Source organism: Pseudomonas kairouanensis (genome assembly GCF_004682055.1).
In the GTDB taxonomy this organism is placed as follows: domain Bacteria; phylum Pseudomonadota; class Gammaproteobacteria; order Pseudomonadales; family Pseudomonadaceae; genus Aquipseudomonas; species Aquipseudomonas kairouanensis.
Window position 1 is genome coordinate 107,518 of record NZ_QUZU01000001.1, and the last position, 19,783, is coordinate 127,300.

Here is a 19,783-nt window from a genome sequence, read left to right on the forward strand (position 1 = left end):
GTGGCACGGTGCCCTGAACCGATCGTCTATGATCGGTTCAAACGCCTGTCACATTTTCTTACAGAGCCTGAACGATGAATCAGAACGCTGAGTATTCCGCGGTCAATGACGCGGTGCGTGGGCAATTTTTTCGCCGAACCTGGGCGATGATCACGCCCTATTGGCGCAGTGAAGAGAAGGGCAAGGCCTGGATGCTGCTGGCGGCGGTGATTGCACTGTCGCTGTTCAGCGTGGCGATCTCCGTGTGGATCAACCACTGGTACAAAGACTTCTACAACGCCCTGGAAAAGAAGGACACCGCCGCCTTCTGGCAACTGATCGGCTATTTCGGTGGGATCGCTGCGGTGGCCATCCTGGGCGCCGTTTACCGGTTGTACCTGACCCAGATGCTCACCATCCGCTGGCGTGCATGGCTCACCGAGAAGCACTTTGCGCGTTGGCTGGCCCACAAGAACTACTACCAATTGGAGCAGGGCGGTTACACCGATAACCCGGACCAGCGGATTTCCGAGGACCTCAACAGTTTCACCTCCAACACCTTGAGCCTTGGCCTGGGGTTGCTGCGCAACGTGGTCAGCCTGGTGTCGTTCTCCATCATTTTGTGGGGCGTGTCGGGCAGTATCGACGTGTTTGGTATCACCATCCCCGGCTATATGTTCTGGTGCGCGCTGCTGTATGCCGCCGTGGGCAGCTGGTTGACGCATTTGATTGGTCGCCGTTTGATCGGCCTGAGCAACCAACAACAACGCTTCGAAGCGGACCTGCGTTTCTCCATGGTGCGGGTACGGGAGAACGCTGAAAGTATCGCGCTGTACAACGGCGAGCCGAATGAAAATCAGCGCTTGAGTGCGCGCTTCGCCAAGGTCTGGCACAACTTCTGGGACATCATGAAAGTGTCCAAGCGCCTGACGTTCTTCACCGCTGGTTACAGCCAGATTGCGATCATCTTCCCGTTTATCGTCGCCGCGCCGCGCTACTTCACCGGCAAGATAGAGTTGGGCGAGCTGATGCAAATCAACTCGGCGTTCGGCAATGTGCAGGAGAACTTCAGCTGGTTCATCAGCGCGTACTCAGACTTGGCTGCATGGCGCGCTACCAGTGATCGTCTGCTCAGTTTCCATCAAGCGATGACGGACAACGAGCAACGCCCACCGGCCATCGATGTGCGTTCGGAAGGTGAGCGCTTGGTGGTGCAAGGCTTGGGTATGGACCTGGCCGATGGCCGCCACCTGCTCACCGATGCCGACATGAGCGTTGAGCCCGGCCAGCGGGTGATGCTCAGCGGGCGTTCCGGCAGCGGTAAAAGTACCTTGCTGCGTGCCATGGGTCATTTATGGCCGGCCGGCCACGGCAGTATTCGTCTGCCAGCGGCGCGTTACCTGTTCTTGCCGCAAAAGCCTTATCTGCCGATTGGTACGTTGAAGGCCGTGTTGAGTTATCCACAGGACGACAGCGTTTACCCGGCAGAGCGTTATGCACAGGTGTTGGAGACATGTCGCTTGCCGCATCTGATCGGCCGTGTTGACGAGGCCAACCATTGGCAGCGCATGTTGTCGCCGGGTGAACAGCAGCGTCTGGCGTTCGCCCGTGCACTGTTGTTCGCGCCGCAGTGGCTGTACATGGACGAAGCCACCTCGGCCATGGACGAAGAGGACGAGGCAACGCTGTACCAGGCGTTGATCGATGAATTGCCGGGCTTGAGCATTGTCAGCGTCGGCCATCGCAGCAGCCTCAAGCGCTTCCATGGGCGGCATGTGCGGATCGAGGGTGGGTTGTTGCAGGAACAACAACCGGCTTAAGGCTGCACGCGGTAAAAAACTGTGGGAGCGGGCTTGCTCGCGAATGCGGTGTGTCAGTCAGCCCATCTGTAACTGACACACCGCCTTCGCGAGCAAGCCCGCTGCCACATTGGATCTGCACTGTTCTGTAGAATGAAGCCAACAAAAAGCCCGGCTGATCATCGATCAGCCGGGCTTTTTAGTGCTTTAAGAAAACTTACTTCTTCAAGCCGTAATGCTCATCCAGCATGCCGGGGGCGTTCGGCGTTTTTGGCGCGTAGTCCCGTGGTGGCTCCTGGTTTTCCCGTGGCGGGGTCAGGCGCTCGCGTGGGGTTTGCGGCGCATCGGAATGCAGCGCGGCCAGCAGGCGTTGGCGGGTGATGTCGTCCAGAGCCAGGCGGTTAGCGCCATCGGCGAGGTGATCTTGTACTTCCTGGTAGCTCTGGGTGAGCTTCTTGACCAGGTTGGCGGTGCTGTTGAAGTGGGTAACAACCTCGTTCTGATAACTGTCAAAACGTTCCTGAATGTCATCCAACTGACGCTGCGTGCGGTTAGGCGCGGCATTCGGCAGCAGGCGAGCAACCAGGAATCCAATGGCGACACCGGCAACCAGGGCAAGAGTCGGCAACAACCAAACTAAGAGCGAGTGTTCCACGAGTCCTTCCTCTATAAACGGCTTTGCTTTACGTTAACGGCTCAAACCTGCGCTGTATACCGCGATTAAGCTCGCAATGATGCCAAGCACAGACTTTTAGCTAGACGAGTCGACCCATTGAGAGGTCACGGAGTTCATTCCTTGCTCATGCGTGAAACCCCCGTTTTGATCGATGGCCCGGTGGGCCAATTGGAAGCCCTGTACCTGGATCACCCCGAACCACGGGGCCTGGCGCTGATCTGCCACCCCAACCCGGTGCAGGGTGGGACCATGCTCAATAAAGTCGTTTCGACCCTGCAACGCACCGCCCGCGATGCCGGTTTGATTACGTTGCGTTTCAATTACCGAGGCGTCGGCGCAAGTGCCGGCACCCACGACATGAGCACCGGCGAAGTGGACGATGCCGAAGCGGCCGCCACCTGGCTGCGGGAAAAGCACCCGGATTTGCCCATCACACTGCTCGGTTTCTCCTTTGGTGGCTATGTGGCTGCCAGCCTCGGCGGGCGCCTGGAAGCCAAAGGCGAAAAACTTGCGCACCTGTTCATGGTGGCGGCTGCGGTGATGCGCCTGCGTGATACCGATGTGTTGCCCCAGGGCTGCCCATTGACCCTGATCCAGCCAGAAACCGACGAAGTGGTCGACCCGCAGGCCGTCTACGACTGGTCCGCCGCCCTGAATCGCCCCCATGAGCTGCTGAAAGTGGCAGAATGCGGGCACTTTTTTCATGGCAAGCTCACCGATCTCAAGGATCTGGTGCTGCCGCGCCTCTCGAATTGATAGCAGTCTGATAAGCGATTACCCATGACGACTCGTACCCGTATCCTCACCGGCATTACCACCACCGGCACGCCGCACCTGGGCAACTACGCCGGTGCGATCCGCCCGGCGATCCTCGCAAGCCAGGATGCCAATGCCGACTCGTTCTACTTTTTGGCCGACTACCACGCCCTGATCAAGTGCGATGACCCGCAGCGCATCCAGCGCTCGCGCATGGAAATCGCCGCGACCTGGCTGGCCGGTGGCCTGGATGTAAACCGGGTGACCTTCTACCGCCAGTCTGACATCCCGGAAATCCCCGAGCTGACCTGGCTGCTCACCTGTGTTGCCGCCAAGGGCCTGCTCAACCGCGCCCACGCGTACAAGGCCTCGGTGGACAAAAACGTCGAAACCGGCGAAGACCCGGACGCGGGCATCACCATGGGCCTGTACAGCTACCCGGTGCTGATGGCGGCGGACATCTTGATGTTCAACGCGCACAAAGTGCCGGTGGGTCGCGACCAGATCCAGCACGTCGAGATGGCCCGCGATATCGGCCAGCGTTTCAACCACCTGTTCGGCAAGGGCAAAGAGTTTTTCACCATGCCCGAGGCGCTGATCGAAGAAAGCGTCGCCACCTTGCCGGGCCTGGACGGCCGCAAGATGTCCAAGAGCTACGACAACACCATCCCGTTGTTCACCAGCGCCAAGGACATGAAAGACGCGATCTCGCGCATCGTCACCGATTCGCGCGCCCCTGGCGAAGCCAAAGACCCGGATAACTCCCATCTGTTCACCCTGTTCCAGGCGTTCGCCAGCAAGGCCCAGGAAGAAGAGTTCCGCGCCGAACTGTTGCAAGGCCTGGGCTGGGGCGAGGCGAAGAATCGTCTGTTCCAACTGCTCGACGGCCAGTTGGGCGAAGCCCGCGAGCGTTACCACCAACTGATGTCGCGCCCTGCGGACATGGAAGACCTGTTGCTGATCGGCGCTAAGAAAGCCCGTGCCGTGGCGGCGCCGTTCCTGGCCGAGCTGCGTGAGGCGGTGGGCCTGCGTTCGTTCATCGAGCAGGCTGCGGCACCGGTCGCGACCAAGAAGAAAGCCGCGAAAGCCGCGCGCTTTGTGAGCTTCCGCGAAGACGATGGCAGCTTCCGCTTCCGTCTGCTGGCCGCCGATGGTGAGCAGTTGCTGCTGTCGCGCAACTTCGCTGACGGCAAGGCCGCAGGCGCTGTGACCAAGCAACTGCAAAGTGGTGTGATGCTGGACGTACGCCCTGAAGCCCTGGGTTTCAGCGTGTGGTTGGACGACGCGGCAGTGGCCGACAGTGCTCAGTTCGCCGACAGCGCGACCCGCGATGCCGCCATCCAAGCCCTGCGCATTGCGTTGACCCCAATCGAGGATTGACCCGACGAAGGGTTGATTGCCATTAATCAGGGCCGTCGTTACAGTGACGGCCCGTTTTTGTTGCCTTGCTAACGAAATTATGACGCCCCTAGAACGATACCAAGCTGATCTGAAACGCCCTGAATTCTTCCACGACGCGGCCCAGGAAACGGCGGTGCGTCATTTGCAGCGCCTGTACGACGACCTCGTCGCGGCCTCGCAAAGCAAGCCAGGGATGCTCGGCAAGCTGTTCGGCAAGAAAGACCGGACACCGGTCAAAGGCCTGTACTTCTGGGGCGGCGTCGGCCGGGGCAAGACTTACCTGGTAGACACCTTCTTCGAAGCGCTGCCGTTCAAGGAAAAGGTCCGCACGCACTTCCACCGCTTCATGAAGCGCGTACACGAAGAGATGAAAACCCTGCCGGGCGAGAAAAACCCGCTGACCATCATCGCCAAGCGTTTCTCCGACGAAGCGCGGGTGATCTGCTTCGATGAATTCTTCGTTTCCGACATCACCGACGCCATGATCCTCGGCACCCTGATGGAAGAGCTGTTCAAGAACGGCGTGACCCTGGTGGCCACCTCGAACATCGTGCCCGACGGCCTGTACAAGGACGGCCTGCAGCGCGCGCGCTTCCTGCCGGCCATTGCGCTGATCAAGCAGAACACCGAGATCGTCAACGTCGACAGCGGCGTGGACTATCGCCTGCGTCACCTGGAGCAAGCGGAATTGTTTCACTTCCCGCTGAACGAAGCGGCCCACGAGAGCCTGAAAAAAAGCTTCCGTGCGCTGACGCCGGAATGCACCCAGGCGGTGGAAAACGACAAGCTGATGATCGAAAACCGCGAAATCGTTGCCCTGCGCACCTGCGATGACGTGGCCTGGTTCGACTTCCGCGCCTTGTGCGACGGGCCACGCAGCCAGAACGATTACATCGAGCTGGGCAAGATCTTCCATGCGGTGATCTTGAGCGGTGTGGAGCAAATGGGCGTGACCACCGACGACATCGCGCGACGGTTTATCAACATGGTCGACGAGTTCTACGACCGGAACGTGAAGCTGATTATTTCGGCTGAGGTCGAGCTCAAGGACCTGTACACCGGCGGTCGTTTGAACTTCGAGTTCCAGCGTACCTTGAGCCGGTTGCTGGAAATGCAATCCCACGAGTTCCTGTCGCGCGGCCACAAACCTTAAGCCACTCTCCAGATCAATGGAGATCAAATGTGGGAGGGGGCTTGCTCCCGATAGCGGTGTATCAGTGCCAGTTGTACTAACTGACACACTGCCATCGGGGGCAAGCCCCCTCCCACATTTTGCCTTGTGTGCATCCTTGCCTATGCGGCTTGTTGAAACTGCTGCCGATACTGGTTCGGCGACAGCTCGGTGTGCTGCCTGAACAACCGCGCAAAGAAACTCGCATCGTCGTAACCCACCTCATAACTGATGGTCTTGATGCTCTTGCGGCTGCCCGAGAGCAAGCCTTTGGCCGTTTCGATGCGCAGGCGTTGCAGGTAATGCAGCGGCTTGTCACCGGTAGCGGTCTGGAAGCGGCGCATGAAGTTGCGGATGCTCATGCCATGTTCCCTGGCGACGTCTTCGAAGCGGAACTTGTCGGCGAAGTGCTCTTCGAGCCAGTGCTGGATCTGCAGGATGATCACGTCCTGGTGCAGCTTTTGCCCGCCAAACCCAATGCGTCCCGGCGAGTAGCTGCGCTGCACTTCGTAAAGAATGTCGCGGGCCACGGCCTGGGCGATGTTGGCGCCACAGAAACGTTCGATCAAGTATATGTACAGGTCGCACGCCGAGGTGGTGCCGCCGGCGCAATACAGGTTGTCGGCGTCGGTGAGGTGCTTGTCCTGGTTGAGCTGGACCCGTGGGAAGCGCTCGCTGAATGCGTTGAAGAAACGCCAATAGGTGGTTGCTTCCTTGCCATCGAGCAGACCGGCTTCGGCCAGCCAGAACACCCCGGTGGCTTCGCCGCAGAGCACCGCGCCGCGTGCGTGCTGCTCACGCAGCCAGGGCAGTACCTGGGGGTAGCGGCTGCACAGGGCATCGAAGTCGTCCCAAAAGGCCGGTAGCACGATGATATCGGCGTCTTCGAGGCCGCCGTCCACCGGCATGATCACATCACTGAAGCTGCTCACCGATTGCCCATCGGGGCTGACCAGGCGCGTTTCGAACGCGGGGGTCAGGCCCAGGCCTTGTTGCTTGCCGTATCGCAGGCTGGCGAGGTGGAAAAAATCTTTGGCTTGCATGAGGGTGGAAGCAAATACCCGATCAATGGCCAAAATGCTGACGCGCCGCAAGGGCGTGGAGATTTGGTTAGACATAATTTCATTTATTCTTATAGGGGAAAGTGGTCACCAGACGGCTGGATCGTCTTATTTTTTGTCGCATGTGTCCAGTGTCCCGTGCTGCCTTCGCGGCATAGGCTCTGTGGGCTCGTCCTTGTCCGACAATCCACGCAGGTGACCCATGATTCCCAGAACCTTGTTCAGCCCTGAGCACGAACTCTTTCGCGACAGCGTGCGCACCCTTCTCGAAAAAGACGCCGCGCCGTTCCACGCGCAATGGGAGAAGCAGGGCTATATCGACCGTGGCTTGTGGAGCAAGGCGGGGGAGGCGGGAATGCTGTGCTCCCACTTGCCTGAGGAATATGGCGGGCTGGGGGCGGACTTTCTCTACAGCGCAGTGGTGATCGAGGAGATCAGCCGGTTGGGCCTGACGGGCATCGGTTTTTCCCTGCATTCGGACATCGTTGCGCCCTACATCCTGCATTACGGCAGCGAAGCGCTGAAGCACAAGTACCTGCCCAAATTGATCTCTGGCGAGATGGTTACAGCCATTGCGATGACCGAGCCGGGCGCGGGTTCCGACCTGCAAGGCGTGAAAACCACTGCCGTGCTGGAGGGCGATGAGTATGTGATCAACGGGTCCAAGACCTTTATCACCAATGGCTATCTGGCAGAGCTTGTGATTGTGGTGGCCAAGACCGACCCCAAGGCCGGCGCCAAGGGCACCAGCCTGTTTCTGGTGCAGGCGGACACGCCGGGTTTCGCCAAGGGCAAGCGCCTGGAGAAGGTCGGCATGAAGGCCCAGGACACGTCCGAGCTGTTTTTCCAGGACGTACGCGTGCCCAAGGAAAACCTGCTGGGCCAGGCAGGCATGGGTTTCGCGTATTTGATGCAGGAGTTGCCTCAAGAGCGATTGACCGTGGCGATTGGTGCGTTGTCATCGGCCGAGGCTGCATTGGCATGGACCCTGGAATACACCCGCGAGCGCAAGGCGTTCGGCAAGGCGATTGCCGATTTCCAGAATACCCGGTTCAAGCTGGCAGAAATGGCCACCGAGATTCAGATTGGCCGCGTGTTTGTGGACAAATGCATGGCATTGCATCTGGAAGGCAAGCTGGATGTGCCCACTGCAGCGATGGCCAAGTACTGGGCCACGGACCTGCAATGCAAGGTGCTCGATGAGTGCGTGCAGTTGCACGGCGGCTACGGCTTTATGTGGGAATACCCGATTGCGCGGGCGTGGGCGGATGCGCGGGTGCAGCGCATTTATGCGGGGACCAACGAGATCATGAAGGAGATTATTGCGCGGGCGCTGTGATGATTTTGTAGTGCTGCTGAGGGCTTCTTCGCGAGCAAGCCCGCTCCCACATTCGACCGCATTCTCATGTTGGAACTCGGTCAAATGTGGGAGCGGGCTTGCTCGCGAAAGCGGCTTAAGGATCAATCAAGGCGCAGGGTTCGGGTGATCCTTCTGAATCGCCTCAATCCCCTCCAGCACCTCTTTGGACAGCTTCAGATCGGCACTGGCAATGTTGCTGTCCAGTTGCTCCAGTGATGTAGCCCCAATGATATTGCTGGTCACAAACGGTTGCTGGGTCACGAACGCCAACGCCATCTGCGCCGGGTCCAGGCCGTGTTCGCGCGCCAGTGCCACATAACGGCTGCACGCCGCTTCCGACTGCGGGTTGAAGTAGCGGCTGAAGCGGCTGTACTCGGTCAGCCGTGCCTTGGCTGGTCGTGCGCCGTTTTCGTACTTGCCGCTGAGCATGCCGAATGCCAGGGGCGAGTAGGCCAGCAGACCGCATTGCTCGCGAATCGCGACTTCCGCCAGGCCCACTTCAAAGCTGCGGTTGAGCAGGTTGTAGGGGTTCTGGATCGACACCGCACGCGGCCAGCCACGGGCTTCGGCCAGGGCCAGGAACTTCATGGTGCCCCATGGGGTTTCGTTGGACAGGCCGATGTGGCGGATCTTGCCGGCCTTCACTTGCTCATCCAGCGCTTCGAGGGTTTCTTCCAGCGGCGTGAGGTCGTCTTCGTCCTTGTGCTTGTAGCTCAACTGGCCAAAGAAGTTGGTGCTGCGTTCTGGCCAGTGCAGTTGGTAGAGGTCGATCCAGTCGGTCTGCAGGCGCTTGAGGCTGGCATCCAGGGCGGCGGCGATGTGCTTGCGGTTGTGGCGCAGGTAGCCATCGCGAATGTAGTCGATGGTGTTGCCGGGGCCGGCGATCTTGCTGGCCAGCACCCAGTCGGCACGGTCGCCGCGGCTTTTGAAGTAATTACCGATATAACGCTCGGTGGTGGCATAGGTGTCGGCCTTGGGCGGCACCGGGTACATTTCGGCGGTGTCGAGGAAGTTGATCCCCGCCGCCTTGGCCCGCTCGATCTGTGCGAAGGCCTCTGCCTCGCTGTTCTGCTCGCCCCAGGTCATGGTGCCCAGGGCTATCGCGCTCACGTTCAGATCTGTACGGCCCAGCTGTCGATAATCCATCGGGTACTCCTTCAGGGAAAACAATCATAAAAGCAGGTTGAATTTTTTTTCGCAATCTGCATAATTGCCCACCTCTTTCTGCAGTGGAAGTGATGCGCCGCCTGCCGAAGAATCTTGCCGTTGAACGGACGCGCCGACCCGAGCCCCCGATAGCGTCTGTATCCGGCTGCCTTTGACTTGTCAAAGTACGCACTATTCAGTAAGATCCGCCGTCTAATTTACAGGGCGGCCCCTGAGGCTATTAAAGAATGACAACTTTTACTGCAAAACCGGAAACAGTTCAGCGCGACTGGTTTGTCGTCGACGCCGCTGGTCAGACCCTGGGTCGTCTGGCCACTGAAGTCGCCAGCCGTCTGCGTGGCAAGCACAAGCCTGAGTACACCCCTCACGTTGACACCGGTGACTACATTGTCATCATCAACGCTGAGCAGGTTCGTGTAACCGGCAACAAAGCAAGCGACAAAATGTACTACCGTCACTCCGGTTTCCCAGGCGGTATCAAGTCTTCCAACTTCGAAGGCCTGATTGCCAAGAAGCCTGAAGCCCCGATCGAAATCGCGGTCAAAGGCATGCTGCCTAAGGGCCCACTGGGTCGCGATATGTTTCGCAAGCTGAAAGTCTATGCGGGCGCTGTACACCCTCATGCTGCTCAGCAGCCCCAAGAACTGAAGTTTTAACGGAATAGTTCATTATGTCGGCGACTCAAAATTACGGCACTGGCCGTCGCAAAACCGCAACCGCTCGCGTTTTCCTGCGTCCGGGTACTGGTAACATCTCGATCAACAACCGCTCCCTGGACAACTTCTTCGGCCGCGAAACTGCCCGCATGGTAGTTCGTCAGCCGCTGGAGCTGACCGAGACCGTTGAAAAGTTCGACATCTACGTCACCGTTATCGGTGGCGGTGTAAGTGGTCAAGCTGGCGCAATCCGCCACGGCATCACTCGCGCACTGATGAGCTACGACGAAACCCTGCGTAGCGCTCTGCGCAAAGCTGGCTTCGTTACTCGCGATGCTCGTGAAGTTGAACGTAAGAAAGTCGGTCTGCGTAAAGCGCGTAAGCGTCCGCAGTACTCGAAGCGTTAATTCGCTTTACGTTCCACAAAAACGCCCAGCTCCTCACGGAGTTGGGCGTTTTTTATTGCCTGCAATTTATGCAGAAAAATCGCCGTGACAACTTGCCACATCCGTAGAGCCCCTATACTACAAGGCCTGGAACCCTACCTCCGGGTAATTCCCTTGTCAGAGTGTGGGCTTTTCATTACCATTCGGCAAAATTTTTATAAGCAAAGATTCAACACTTAGTAGACGCCTGATTTAACAGGCCAAAAAGCTGATGGGAGAGGACTGAATGAGCAATGACGGCGTGAATGCAGGCCGGCGTCGCTTCTTGGTAGCAGCCACATCCGTGGTGGGTGCTGCAGGAGCGGTGGGGGCTGCGGTCCCGTTCGTGGGGTCATGGTTTCCCAGTGCCAAGGCGAAAGCCGCAGGTGCACCGGTGAAGGTGAATATCAGCAAGATCGAGCCAGGCCAGCAGATGATTGCTGAGTGGCGCGGCCAGCCGGTCTTCATTGTTCGTCGTACCGAGGAGATCCTGGGGAATCTGAAGAAAATCGAAGGTCAGCTGTCTGATCCCGACTCTAAGAATTCCGACCAACCCGCCTACGTCGATAAGGAAGTTCGCTCGATCAAGCCAGAGATTCTGCTGCTGATCGGTATCTGCACTCACCTGGGCTGTTCGCCTACATTCCGCCCGGAAGTTGCGCCTGCCGACCTTGGCAAAGACTGGGTTGGCGGTTACTTCTGCCCCTGCCACGGCTCTCATTACGACCTGGCCGGCCGCGTCTACAAGTCACAACCAGCGCCTTTGAACCTGCCAGTTCCGCCGCATCAATACGAGACTGACAGTATCGTTATCATTGGTGTCGACCAGGGGGAGAAGGCCTGATGAGCAAGTTCATGGATTGGGTGGATGCACGCTTTCCCGCCACTAAAATGTGGGAAGACCACCTCAGCAAGTACTACGCGCCAAAAAACTTCAACTTCTTCTACTTCTTCGGCTCCCTGGCCCTGCTGGTGTTGGTCAACCAGATCGTGACCGGTGTCTGGCTGACGATGAGCTATACACCGTCGGCAGAAGAGGCATTCGCCTCCGTCGAATACATCATGCGTGACGTCGAGTACGGCTCGATCTTGCGCCTGCTGCACTCCACCGGCGCTTCGGCGTTCTTTATCGTCGTGTATCTGCACATGTTCCGTGGCTTGCTCTACGGTTCGTACCAGAAGCCGCGCGAGTTGGTGTGGGTGTTCGGCATGCTGATCTACCTGGCGCTGATGGCCGAAGCGTTCATGGGCTACCTGCTGCCGTGGGGCCAGATGTCGTACTGGGGTGCCCAGGTGATCATTTCGCTGTTCGGTGCCATTCCGGTGATCGGCAACGACCTGACCCAGTGGATTCGCGGTGACTACCTGATCTCTGGTATCACCCTCAACCGCTTCTTCGCCTTGCACGTCGTGGCACTGCCAATCGTGATCCTGGGCCTGGTGGTGTTGCACATCCTGGCGCTGCACGAAGTGGGTTCCAACAACCCGGATGGCGTGGACATCAAGAAGCACAAGGACGAGAACGGCGTTCCGCTCGATGGCATTCCGTTCCACCCGTACTACACCGTGAAAGACATTGTCGGCGTGGTCGTGTTCCTGTTCGTATTTTGCTCGATCGTGTTCTTTTTCCCGGAGATGGGTGGTTATTTCCTGGAGAAACCCAACTTCGAACAAGCCAACGCGTTCAAGACCCCTGAGCACATTGCCCCGGTTTGGTACTTCACACCGTTCTACGCAATCTTGCGGGCGATCCCCGACAAGCTTATGGGCGTAATCGCCATGGGTGCGGCCATTGCGGTGCTGTTTGTGTTGCCTTGGCTCGACCGAAGCCCGGTCAAATCCATGCGCTACAAGGGTTGGCTGAGCAAGATCTGGCTGTGGGTGTTCTGCATCTCCTTCGTGATCCTGGGTGTTCTGGGCGTATTGGCACCGACTCCTGAGCGCACGTTGCTGTCGCAGGTCTGCACCTTCCTGTACTTCGCCTACTTCATTCTGATGCCGTTCTACACCCGGCTCGAGAAGACCAAACCGGTTCCGGAAAGGGTGACTGGCTGATGAAAAAATTATTCGTTGCATTGATGCTTGCGGCGCTGCCGCTCCTGTCCTTCGCCGCCGAGCACGGTGGCCCGGAGTTGGAAAAAGTCGATATCGATGTTTCCGACAAGGCGGCCATGCAAGACGGCCTGCGCACGTTCACCAACTACTGCATGGGCTGCCACAGCGCCAAGTTCCAGCGTTACGAGCGGGTTGCCGATGACTTGGGTATCCCTCATGAAGTGATGCTCAGCCACTCGGTGTTTACCGGTGCCAAGATCGGCGACCACATGAACATCGGCATGCAGCCCGCTGACGCCAAGACCTGGTTCGGGGCCGCACCGCCCGACTTGACCCTGGTGGCCCGCGTACGTGGCACTGACTGGCTTTACGGCTATCTCAAGTCCTTCTATGTAGACCCGGCGCGCCCGTATGGCGTGAACAACCGTGTGTTCCCGAACGTCGGCATGCCCAACGTTCTGGTCGGCCTGCAGGGCAAGCAAGTGGTAGGATGCAAGCAGATTCAGGTCGTTGAAGACGGCAAGAAGCAATACGATCCGTTGACTGGCACGCCTTTGACTCATGAAGCCTGCGACCAGCTGACGATAGAGACCCCCGGTGCACTGACTGACGAGCAGTTCGACGAGAAGGTAAAAAATCTCGTGACCTTCCTGGCCTACTCGGCCAACCCGGTCAAACTGCAGCACCAGCGTATCGGTACCTATGTGTTGTTGTACCTGGCTTTCTTCTTCGTATTCGCCTATCTGCTCAAACGCGAATACTGGAAGGATGTGCATTGATCCAACCGTAAGCAATTGCTGTTAATCTTGCGCGCCCAGCGGCATCTCTGAATACGTAGCGACCTGGTTGAATCGGTTGTTACAGAGATGCTCTCTGGGCGCGCTCGTTTTTGAGCTTTCGATAATTTCAAGCGAGGAGGACCGCCATGGGCGTGACCAACCGGTTGGCCTGTTACTCCGACCCCGCCGACCACTATTCCCACCGAGTACGTATCGTGCTCGCAGAGAAGGGTGTCAGCGCCGAGATCATCAGTGTGGAGGCGGGCCGTCAGCCGCCAAAACTGATCGAAGTGAACCCTTACGGCAGCTTGCCCACCCTGGTCGATCGTGACCTGGCGTTGTGGGAGTCGACCGTGGTGATGGAATACCTGGATGAGCGTTACCCGCATCCGCCTTTGCTGCCGGTGTACCCGGTAGCGCGTGCCAACAGCCGCCTGCTGATCCATCGGATCCAGCGTGACTGGTGCGGGTTGGTGGATGTGATTCTGGATTCGCGTACAAAGGAGGCCGTTCGTGTACAGGCGCGTAAGGAATTGCGCGAGAGCCTGACCGGCGTTTCGCCGTTGTTCGCCGATAAACCTTTTTTCCTCAGTGAGGAACAAAGCTTGGTGGATTGCTGCCTATTACCGATACTCTGGCGTTTGCCGATTCTTGGTATTGAACTGCCGCGGCCGGCCAAGCCGCTGCTTGATTACATGGAGCGCCAGTTTGCGCGTGAGGCTTTCCAGGCGAGTCTGTCTGGTGTCGAACGCGATATGCGCTAAGGCTTAAGGAGCCGCTGATGAACTCCAGTCGACCCTACCTGGTCCGCGCGCTCTATGAGTGGATTGTGGACAACGATTGCACCCCGCACATGCTGGTCAATTCCGAATTTCCTGCGGTTCAGGTACCGCAGGGTTTTGCCAGTGACGGGCAGATTGTGCTCAACGTATCACCCAGTGCCGTGCGCCACCTGCACATGGACAACGAAGCGGTCAGCTTCGAAGGGCGTTTTGGCGGTGTGCCGCATACGCTGTTCGTGCCGATTGGTGCCATTCTCGGCATCTACGCCCGTGAGAACGGCCAAGGCATGGTGTTCGATCTGGAATCGCCTTTCGAGGACGACGAAGCGATCGAAAACGAAGACGGCGATGATATGCCGCCACCGGATACCGAGCCACCGCGCCCCAGCGGTCGGCCGAGCCTGAAAGTGGTGAAGTAAGCGGGTTGTGCCTTCGGGCCAGCCTGGAAAATGCCTCGACCTGCGTCGGGGCATTTTTTTGCGCGCAGGATATAAATGAAAGTCGCGCCCAAACGGTGATCGTACAACAGCCATAAGCTATGATGCCTGCTCAAGCTCACCGAGAAAGATGATTCATCATGGAAAACACCAACACCGCCCCTCGTCTTCCCCGCAAGCGCCGCAGCCTTGCCCAGGAATTGGTCACGGTGTTGTCCGAGCAAATCCGCGACGGCGAGCTCAAGCGTGGCGACAAGTTGCCCACCGAGTCGGCGATCATGGAAGCCCATGGGGTCAGCCGCACGGTAGTGCGTGAAGCCATTTCGCGCCTGCAGGCCGCAGGGCAGGTTGAAACTCGCCATGGCATCGGCACCTTCGTACTGGACACGCCCAGCCCCAGTGGCTTCCGTATTGACCCCGCCACGGTGGTGACCCTGCGTGATGTGCTGGCGATTCTGGAGTTGCGGATCAGCCTGGAAGTGGAGTCTGCCGGCCTGGCGGCGCTGCGCCGCAGTGATGAACAACTGGCCGCCATGCGCGCCGCCCTTGATGCCCTGAATGAAAGCGCAGCGCATGCGGGTGATGCGGTGGCGTCCGACTTTGCCTTCCACCTGGAAATTGCCTTGTCCACCGGCAACCGTTACTTCACCGACATCATGACTCACCTGGGTACTAGCATTATTCCGCGCACTCGCCTGAATTCGGCGCGCCTGGCCCATGACGATCAGCAGCACTACATGAGTCGCCTAAGCCGTGAGCACGAAGAAATCTATGAGGCGATTGCCCGCCGGGATTCGGATGCGGCACGGGCGGCCATGCGCCTGCACCTGACCAACAGCCGTGAACGGCTGCGCCATGCCCACGAAGAGGCAGAAGCGCAGCGTGGTTGAGGGAGAAAGAAGTCCCACACCATCAAGCCCACTGGAACCCGGTCAACTGTGCGGGCTTGCCCTCGAAGGTTGAGTGTCAGGCGGTGCAAGGGCTAACTGACCCATCGCTATCGCGGGCAAGCCCGCTCCCACATTCGGCTCTGCGCCACGCGCGGAAACTGAGCGCACCACCAGCCCCCCCGTAGGAGCGGGCTTGCCCGCGAAGGCTGAGTGTCAGGCGGTGCAAGTGCTAACTGACCCATCGCTATCGCGGGCAAGCCCGCTCCCACATCTGGCTCTGCGCCACGCGCGGAAACTGAGCGCACCACCAGCCTCCCGTAGGACCGGCTTGCCCGCGAAAGCGGTGTCAAAGGCCGCACTCACCTATCTGACCCGCCGCCCCTCCCACTCAATTGCACAACATCGACGAATTGCTGTTGACGAATTTATTTATAGTTGTACGATGACGTACGACATCAACAAGCCAACAACAATCTTTCGACAGAAAGTCTTCGCCCAGGGTGTTCGAATAATGAATCCACAAGAACTGAAGTCCATCCTCTCCCACGGTCTGCTGTCTTTCCCGGTGACCGATTTCAACGCCCAAGGTGATTTCCACCAGGCGGGCTACATCAAGCGTCTGGAATGGCTGGCCCCGTACGGCGCCACCGCCTTGTTCGCGGCCGGCGGCACCGGTGAGTTTTTCTCCCTCGCCGCCAGCGAATATTCCCAGGTGGTCAAGACCGCCGTTGATACTTGCGCCACCAGCGTGCCGATCCTCGCTGGTGTGGGCGGTTCGACGCGCCAAGCCATTGAGTACGCTCAAGAGGCCGAGCGCCTGGGTGCCAAAGGCCTGCTGCTGCTGCCGCACTACCTCACCGAAGCCAGCCAGGACGGCGTTGCCGCCCACGTTGAAGCGGTGTGCAAATCGGTCAAAATCGGCGTGGTGGTTTACAACCGCAACGTCTGCCGCCTGACTGCGCCGCTGCTGGAACGCCTGGCCGAGCGCTGCCCGAACCTGATCGGCTACAAGGATGGCCTGGGCGATATCGAACTGATGGTCTCGATCCGCCGTCGCCTTGGTGATCGTTTCAGCTACCTCGGCGGCCTGCCGACCGCAGAGGTTTACGCCGCTGCCTACAAGGCTTTGGGCGTGCCGGTGTACTCCTCGGCGGTGTTCAACTTCATTCCGAAAACCGCGATGGACTTCTACCACGCCATTGCCAAGGACGATCACGCCACCGTCGCCAAGATCATCGACGACTTCTTCCTGCCGTACCTCGACATCCGCAACCGCAAGGCCGGTTATGCCGTGAGCATCGTCAAGGCGGGTGCAAAAATCGTCGGCCATGACGCAGGCCCAGTGCGCACCCCGCTGACCGACCTGCTGCCGGAAGAATACGAAGCCCTCGCCGCGCTGATCGACAAGCAAGGCGCGCAATAACTTATCTACAAGGCCGCTGAGCAATCAGCGGCCTTTTGCGTCAGGAGAGAATTCGTGTCCCAAGCCCAGCGTTATGAAAACTACATCAATGGCCAGTGGGTGGCCGGTGCCGACTATTGCGTCAACCTCAACCCGTCGGAGTTGTCTGATGTCATTGGCGAATACGCCAAGGCCGACGTTGCTCAGGTCAACGCCGCCATCGACGCCGCCCGTGCTGCATTCCCGGCGTGGTCCATGTCCGGCATCCAGGCGCGCCATGATGCCCTCGATAAAGTCGGCAGCGAAATCCTCGCCCGCCGTGAAGAACTCGGCACCTTGCTGGCCCGTGAAGAAGGCAAGACCTTGCCTGAAGCCATCGGCGAAGTGACCCGCGCCGGTAACATCTTCAAGTTCTTCGCCGGTGAATGCCTGCGCTTGTCCGGCGACTACGTGCCGTCGGTGCGCCCTGGCGTGAATGTCGAAGTGACCCGCGAAGCCCTTGGCGTAGTCGGCCTGATCACGCCGTGGAACTTCCCGATCGCCATCCCCGCCTGGAAAATCGCCCCGGCCCTGGCCTACGGCAACTGCGTGGTGATCAAGCCCGCCGAACTGGTGCCGGGCTGCGCCTGGGCCCTGGCCGAAATCATCTCCCGCGCCGGTTTCCCGGCTGGCGTGTTCAACCTGGTGATGGGCAGCGGCCGCGTCGTTGGCGATGTGCTGGTCAACAGCCCGAAAGTCGATGGCATCAGCTTCACCGGTTCCGTGGGCGTGGGTCGTCAGATCGCCGTCAGCTGTGTGTCGCGCCAGGCCAAAGTGCAGTTGGAGATGGGCGGCAAGAACCCCCAGATCATCCTCGATGACGCCGACCTCAAGCAGGCGGTCGAGCTATCGGTGCAGAGCGCGTTCTACTCCACCGGCCAGCGTTGCACCGCCTCCAGCCGCTTGATCGTGACTGCGGGTATCCATGACCAGTTTGTAGCGGCCATGGCTGAGCGCATGAAGTCGATCAAGGTCGGTCACGCGTTGAAAAGCGGCACCGACATCGGCCCGGTGGTTTCCCAGGCCCAGTTGGACCAGGACTTGAAGTACATCGACATCGGCCAAAGCGAGGGTGCACGGCTGGTGAGCGGTGGCGGCCTGGTGACCTGTGACACCGAAGGCTACTACCTGGCGCCAACCCTGTTTGCCGACAGCGAAGCGGCCATGCGCATCAGCCGCGAAGAGATCTTTGGCCCAGTGGCCAACGTGGTACGCGTCGCGGATTACGAAGCGGCGCTGGCCATGGCCAACGACACTGAGTTTGGTTTGTCAGCGGGCATTGCCACCACCTCGCTCAAGTACGCCAACCACTTCAAGCGCCACTCCCAGGCCGGGATGGTGATGGTCAACCTGCCGACCGCCGGCGTGGACTATCACGTTCCATTCGGTGGCCGTAAGGGCTCATCCTACGGTTCGCGTGAGCAAGGTCGCTATGCGCAAGAGTTCTACACCGTGGTGAAAACCAGCTACATCGGTTCGTAACACGCAACACCTTGTGGGGGCCGGATGCCTGCTGGTCCCCACACTAAAAAACAGAAAACCATTACCCGCAAAAAAAATAATTAGTGGGAGTACTTCTACATGCAAGCGACCAAGCCGACCCACGTCCGCTATTTGATATTGCTCATGCTTTTTTTGGTGACCACCATCAACTACGCCGACCGGGCCACCATCGCCATCGCGGGCTCCAGCCTGCAAAAAGACCTCGGCATCGACGCGGTCACCCTCGGTTATATCTTCTCTGCATTCGGTTGGGCCTACGTGGCCGGGCAAATTCCCGGCGGCTGGCTGCTGGACCGATTCGGCTCGAAAAAAGTCTATGCCCTGAGCATCTTCACCTGGTCCCTGTTCACCGTGCTGCAAGGCTATGTTGGTGAGTTCGGGGTTTCCACCGCAGTGGTTGCGCTGTTTATGCTGCGCTTTTTGGTGGGCCTGGCCGAAGCGCCTTCGTTCCCCGGAAATGCCCGCATCGTGGCGGCGTGGTTTCCTACGGCTGAGCGGGGCACCGCTTCGGCGATCTTCAACTCGGCGCAGTACTTCGCCACGGTGCTGTTTGCGCCGCTGATGGGCTGGATCGTCTACAGCTTCGGTTGGCAGCACGTGTTTATCGTGATGGGTGTGATCGGCATCGTCTTCTCGCTGATCTGGCTGAAAGTGATCTACAGCCCGCGCCAACATCCGATGATCAACGAAGCCGAGTTCAACCACATCGCAGCCAACGGCGCGATGGTCGATATGGACCAGGACAAGGCCAAGGATAAGAAAACCGACGGCCCTAAGTGGGATTACATCCGTCAGTTGCTGACCAACCGCATGATGCTGGGGGTGTACCTGGGCCAGTACTGCATCAACGGCATCACTTACTTCTTCCTGACCTGGTTCCCGGTGTACCTGGTACAAGACCGTGGCATGACCATCCTCAAGGCCGGTTTCATTGCCTCGCTGCCAGCGATCTGCGGGTTTATCGGTGGGGTACTGGGCGGGGTGATTTCCGACTACCTGCTGCGCAAGGGCCACTCCCTGACCTTTGCCCGCAAGGCGCCGATCATTGGTGGCCTGCTGATCTCCAGCAGCATCGTGGCGTGCAACTACGTGGACATCGAGTGGATGGTGGTCGGCTTCATGGCCCTGGCCTTCTTCGGTAAAGGCGTTGGCGCACTGGGTTGGGCGGTGGTGTCTGACACCTCGCCGAAACAAATCGCCGGCCTCAGTGGCGGCCTGTTCAATACCTTCGGTAATCTGGCATCGATCACTACACCGATCGTGATTGGCTACATCATCAGCACCACCGGCTCGTTCAAGTGGGCCCTGGTGTTCGTCGGCGCCAACGCGCTGGTGGCGGTGTTCAGCTACTTGGTCATCGTGGGTCCGATCAAACGTGTAGTCCTCAAAGAGCCGCCAACCAAGGGGCCACAGTTGAGCAACCTAACCGAAGCGCATTCCTGAGG

At 59.0% G+C, this 19,783-nt stretch carries 19 protein-coding genes; 16 read left to right on the forward strand and 3 right to left on the reverse strand.

Going from position 1 to position 19,783, the window contains the following annotated elements:
• Positions 1-74: 74 nt before the first annotated feature.
• Positions 75-1,799: an ABC transporter ATP-binding protein/permease gene (locus DYL59_RS00465; protein ID WP_135287393.1), complete on the forward strand. Its 1,725-nt coding sequence runs from the start codon at positions 75-77 to the stop codon at positions 1,797-1,799.
• Between the two features lie 196 nt (positions 1,800-1,995).
• Here the strand turns inward: DYL59_RS00465 and DYL59_RS00470 are convergent, their stop codons facing one another.
• Positions 1,996-2,433, reverse strand: coding sequence for a Z-ring associated ZapG family protein (locus DYL59_RS00470; RefSeq protein WP_032886236.1), 438 nt, complete (start codon positions 2,431-2,433; stop codon positions 1,996-1,998).
• Between the two features lie 147 nt (positions 2,434-2,580).
• Here DYL59_RS00470 and DYL59_RS00475 point away from each other — a divergent pair, with 147 nt between their 5' ends.
• The 3 genes from DYL59_RS00475 to zapE all read left to right on the forward strand — a co-directional run bounded on the left by DYL59_RS00475 (position 2,581) and on the right by zapE (position 5,764).
• Entirely contained in the window at positions 2,581-3,210 is a 630-nt protein-coding gene (locus tag DYL59_RS00475) for an alpha/beta hydrolase (RefSeq protein ID WP_135287394.1), read from the forward strand.
• Positions 3,211-3,234: 24 nt separating this feature from the next.
• Positions 3,235-4,590 carry a tryptophan--tRNA ligase gene (locus DYL59_RS00480; protein ID WP_135287395.1) on the forward strand — a complete coding sequence of 452 codons (1,356 nt, stop codon included), beginning with the start codon at positions 3,235-3,237 and terminating at the stop codon, positions 4,588-4,590.
• Between the two features lie 79 nt (positions 4,591-4,669).
• A complete protein-coding gene (zapE, locus tag DYL59_RS00485) occupies positions 4,670-5,764 on the forward strand; it encodes a cell division protein ZapE (protein WP_135287396.1) in 1,095 nt (364 codons plus the stop codon).
• 140 nt (positions 5,765-5,904) lie between these two features.
• On the opposite strand, the gene DYL59_RS00490 is transcribed toward zapE, so the two are convergent.
• Positions 5,905-6,825 carry a GlxA family transcriptional regulator gene (locus DYL59_RS00490; protein ID WP_193557527.1) on the reverse strand — a complete coding sequence of 307 codons (921 nt, stop codon included), beginning with the start codon at positions 6,823-6,825 and terminating at the stop codon, positions 5,905-5,907.
• 220 nt (positions 6,826-7,045) lie between these two features.
• Between DYL59_RS00490 and DYL59_RS00495 the strand changes: the two genes are divergently transcribed.
• Entirely contained in the window at positions 7,046-8,182 is a 1,137-nt protein-coding gene (locus DYL59_RS00495; protein WP_135287398.1) for an acyl-CoA dehydrogenase family protein, read from the forward strand.
• A gap of 126 nt (positions 8,183-8,308) precedes the next feature.
• On the opposite strand, the gene DYL59_RS00500 is transcribed toward DYL59_RS00495, so the two are convergent.
• The gene (locus tag DYL59_RS00500; protein WP_135287399.1) at positions 8,309-9,349 is read right to left on the reverse strand and encodes an NADP(H)-dependent aldo-keto reductase; all 1,041 of its coding nucleotides are present in this window, start codon (positions 9,347-9,349) and stop codon (positions 8,309-8,311) included.
• Between the two features lie 248 nt (positions 9,350-9,597).
• On the opposite strand from DYL59_RS00500, the gene rplM reads away from it, so the two are divergent.
• The 11 genes from rplM to DYL59_RS00555 all read left to right on the forward strand — a co-directional run bounded on the left by rplM (position 9,598) and on the right by DYL59_RS00555 (position 19,781).
• Entirely contained in the window at positions 9,598-10,026 is a 429-nt protein-coding gene (gene rplM / locus DYL59_RS00505) for a 50S ribosomal protein L13 (RefSeq protein WP_003188508.1), read from the forward strand.
• Positions 10,027-10,040: 14 nt separating this feature from the next.
• Entirely contained in the window at positions 10,041-10,433 is a 393-nt protein-coding gene (gene rpsI / locus DYL59_RS00510) for a 30S ribosomal protein S9 (protein ID WP_016971570.1), read from the forward strand.
• Positions 10,434-10,698: 265 nt separating this feature from the next.
• Positions 10,699-11,295, forward strand: a complete 597-nt coding sequence (gene petA / locus DYL59_RS00515) for a ubiquinol-cytochrome c reductase iron-sulfur subunit (RefSeq protein WP_101266502.1) — start codon at positions 10,699-10,701, stop codon at positions 11,293-11,295.
• Positions 11,295-12,506: a cytochrome b gene (locus tag DYL59_RS00520; RefSeq protein ID WP_135287400.1), complete on the forward strand. Its 1,212-nt coding sequence runs from the start codon at positions 11,295-11,297 to the stop codon at positions 12,504-12,506. The genes petA and DYL59_RS00520 overlap by 1 nt, the downstream gene beginning before the upstream one ends.
• Positions 12,506-13,285: a cytochrome c1 gene (locus tag DYL59_RS00525; protein WP_135287401.1), complete on the forward strand. Its 780-nt coding sequence runs from the start codon at positions 12,506-12,508 to the stop codon at positions 13,283-13,285. Before DYL59_RS00520 ends, DYL59_RS00525 begins: the two co-directional genes overlap by 1 nt.
• 146 nt (positions 13,286-13,431) lie before the next feature.
• On the forward strand, positions 13,432-14,049 hold the full coding sequence (locus tag DYL59_RS00530; RefSeq protein WP_016971566.1) for a glutathione S-transferase N-terminal domain-containing protein: 618 nt from the start codon (positions 13,432-13,434) through the stop codon (positions 14,047-14,049).
• Positions 14,050-14,066: 17 nt separating this feature from the next.
• Positions 14,067-14,486: a ClpXP protease specificity-enhancing factor gene (locus DYL59_RS00535; protein ID WP_135287402.1), complete on the forward strand. Its 420-nt coding sequence runs from the start codon at positions 14,067-14,069 to the stop codon at positions 14,484-14,486.
• Between the two features lie 158 nt (positions 14,487-14,644).
• Entirely contained in the window at positions 14,645-15,394 is a 750-nt protein-coding gene (locus tag DYL59_RS00540) for a FadR/GntR family transcriptional regulator (RefSeq protein WP_135287403.1), read from the forward strand.
• 511 nt (positions 15,395-15,905) lie between these two features.
• Positions 15,906-16,817, forward strand: coding sequence for a 5-dehydro-4-deoxyglucarate dehydratase (gene kdgD, locus DYL59_RS00545; protein ID WP_135287404.1), 912 nt, complete (start codon positions 15,906-15,908; stop codon positions 16,815-16,817).
• Positions 16,818-16,871: 54 nt separating this feature from the next.
• Positions 16,872-18,317, forward strand: a complete 1,446-nt coding sequence (locus DYL59_RS00550) for an aldehyde dehydrogenase family protein (RefSeq protein ID WP_135287405.1) — start codon at positions 16,872-16,874, stop codon at positions 18,315-18,317.
• A gap of 99 nt (positions 18,318-18,416) precedes the next feature.
• Positions 18,417-19,781 carry an MFS transporter gene (locus DYL59_RS00555; RefSeq protein ID WP_135287406.1) on the forward strand — a complete coding sequence of 455 codons (1,365 nt, stop codon included), beginning with the start codon at positions 18,417-18,419 and terminating at the stop codon, positions 19,779-19,781.
• Positions 19,782-19,783: the final 2 nt, after the last annotated feature.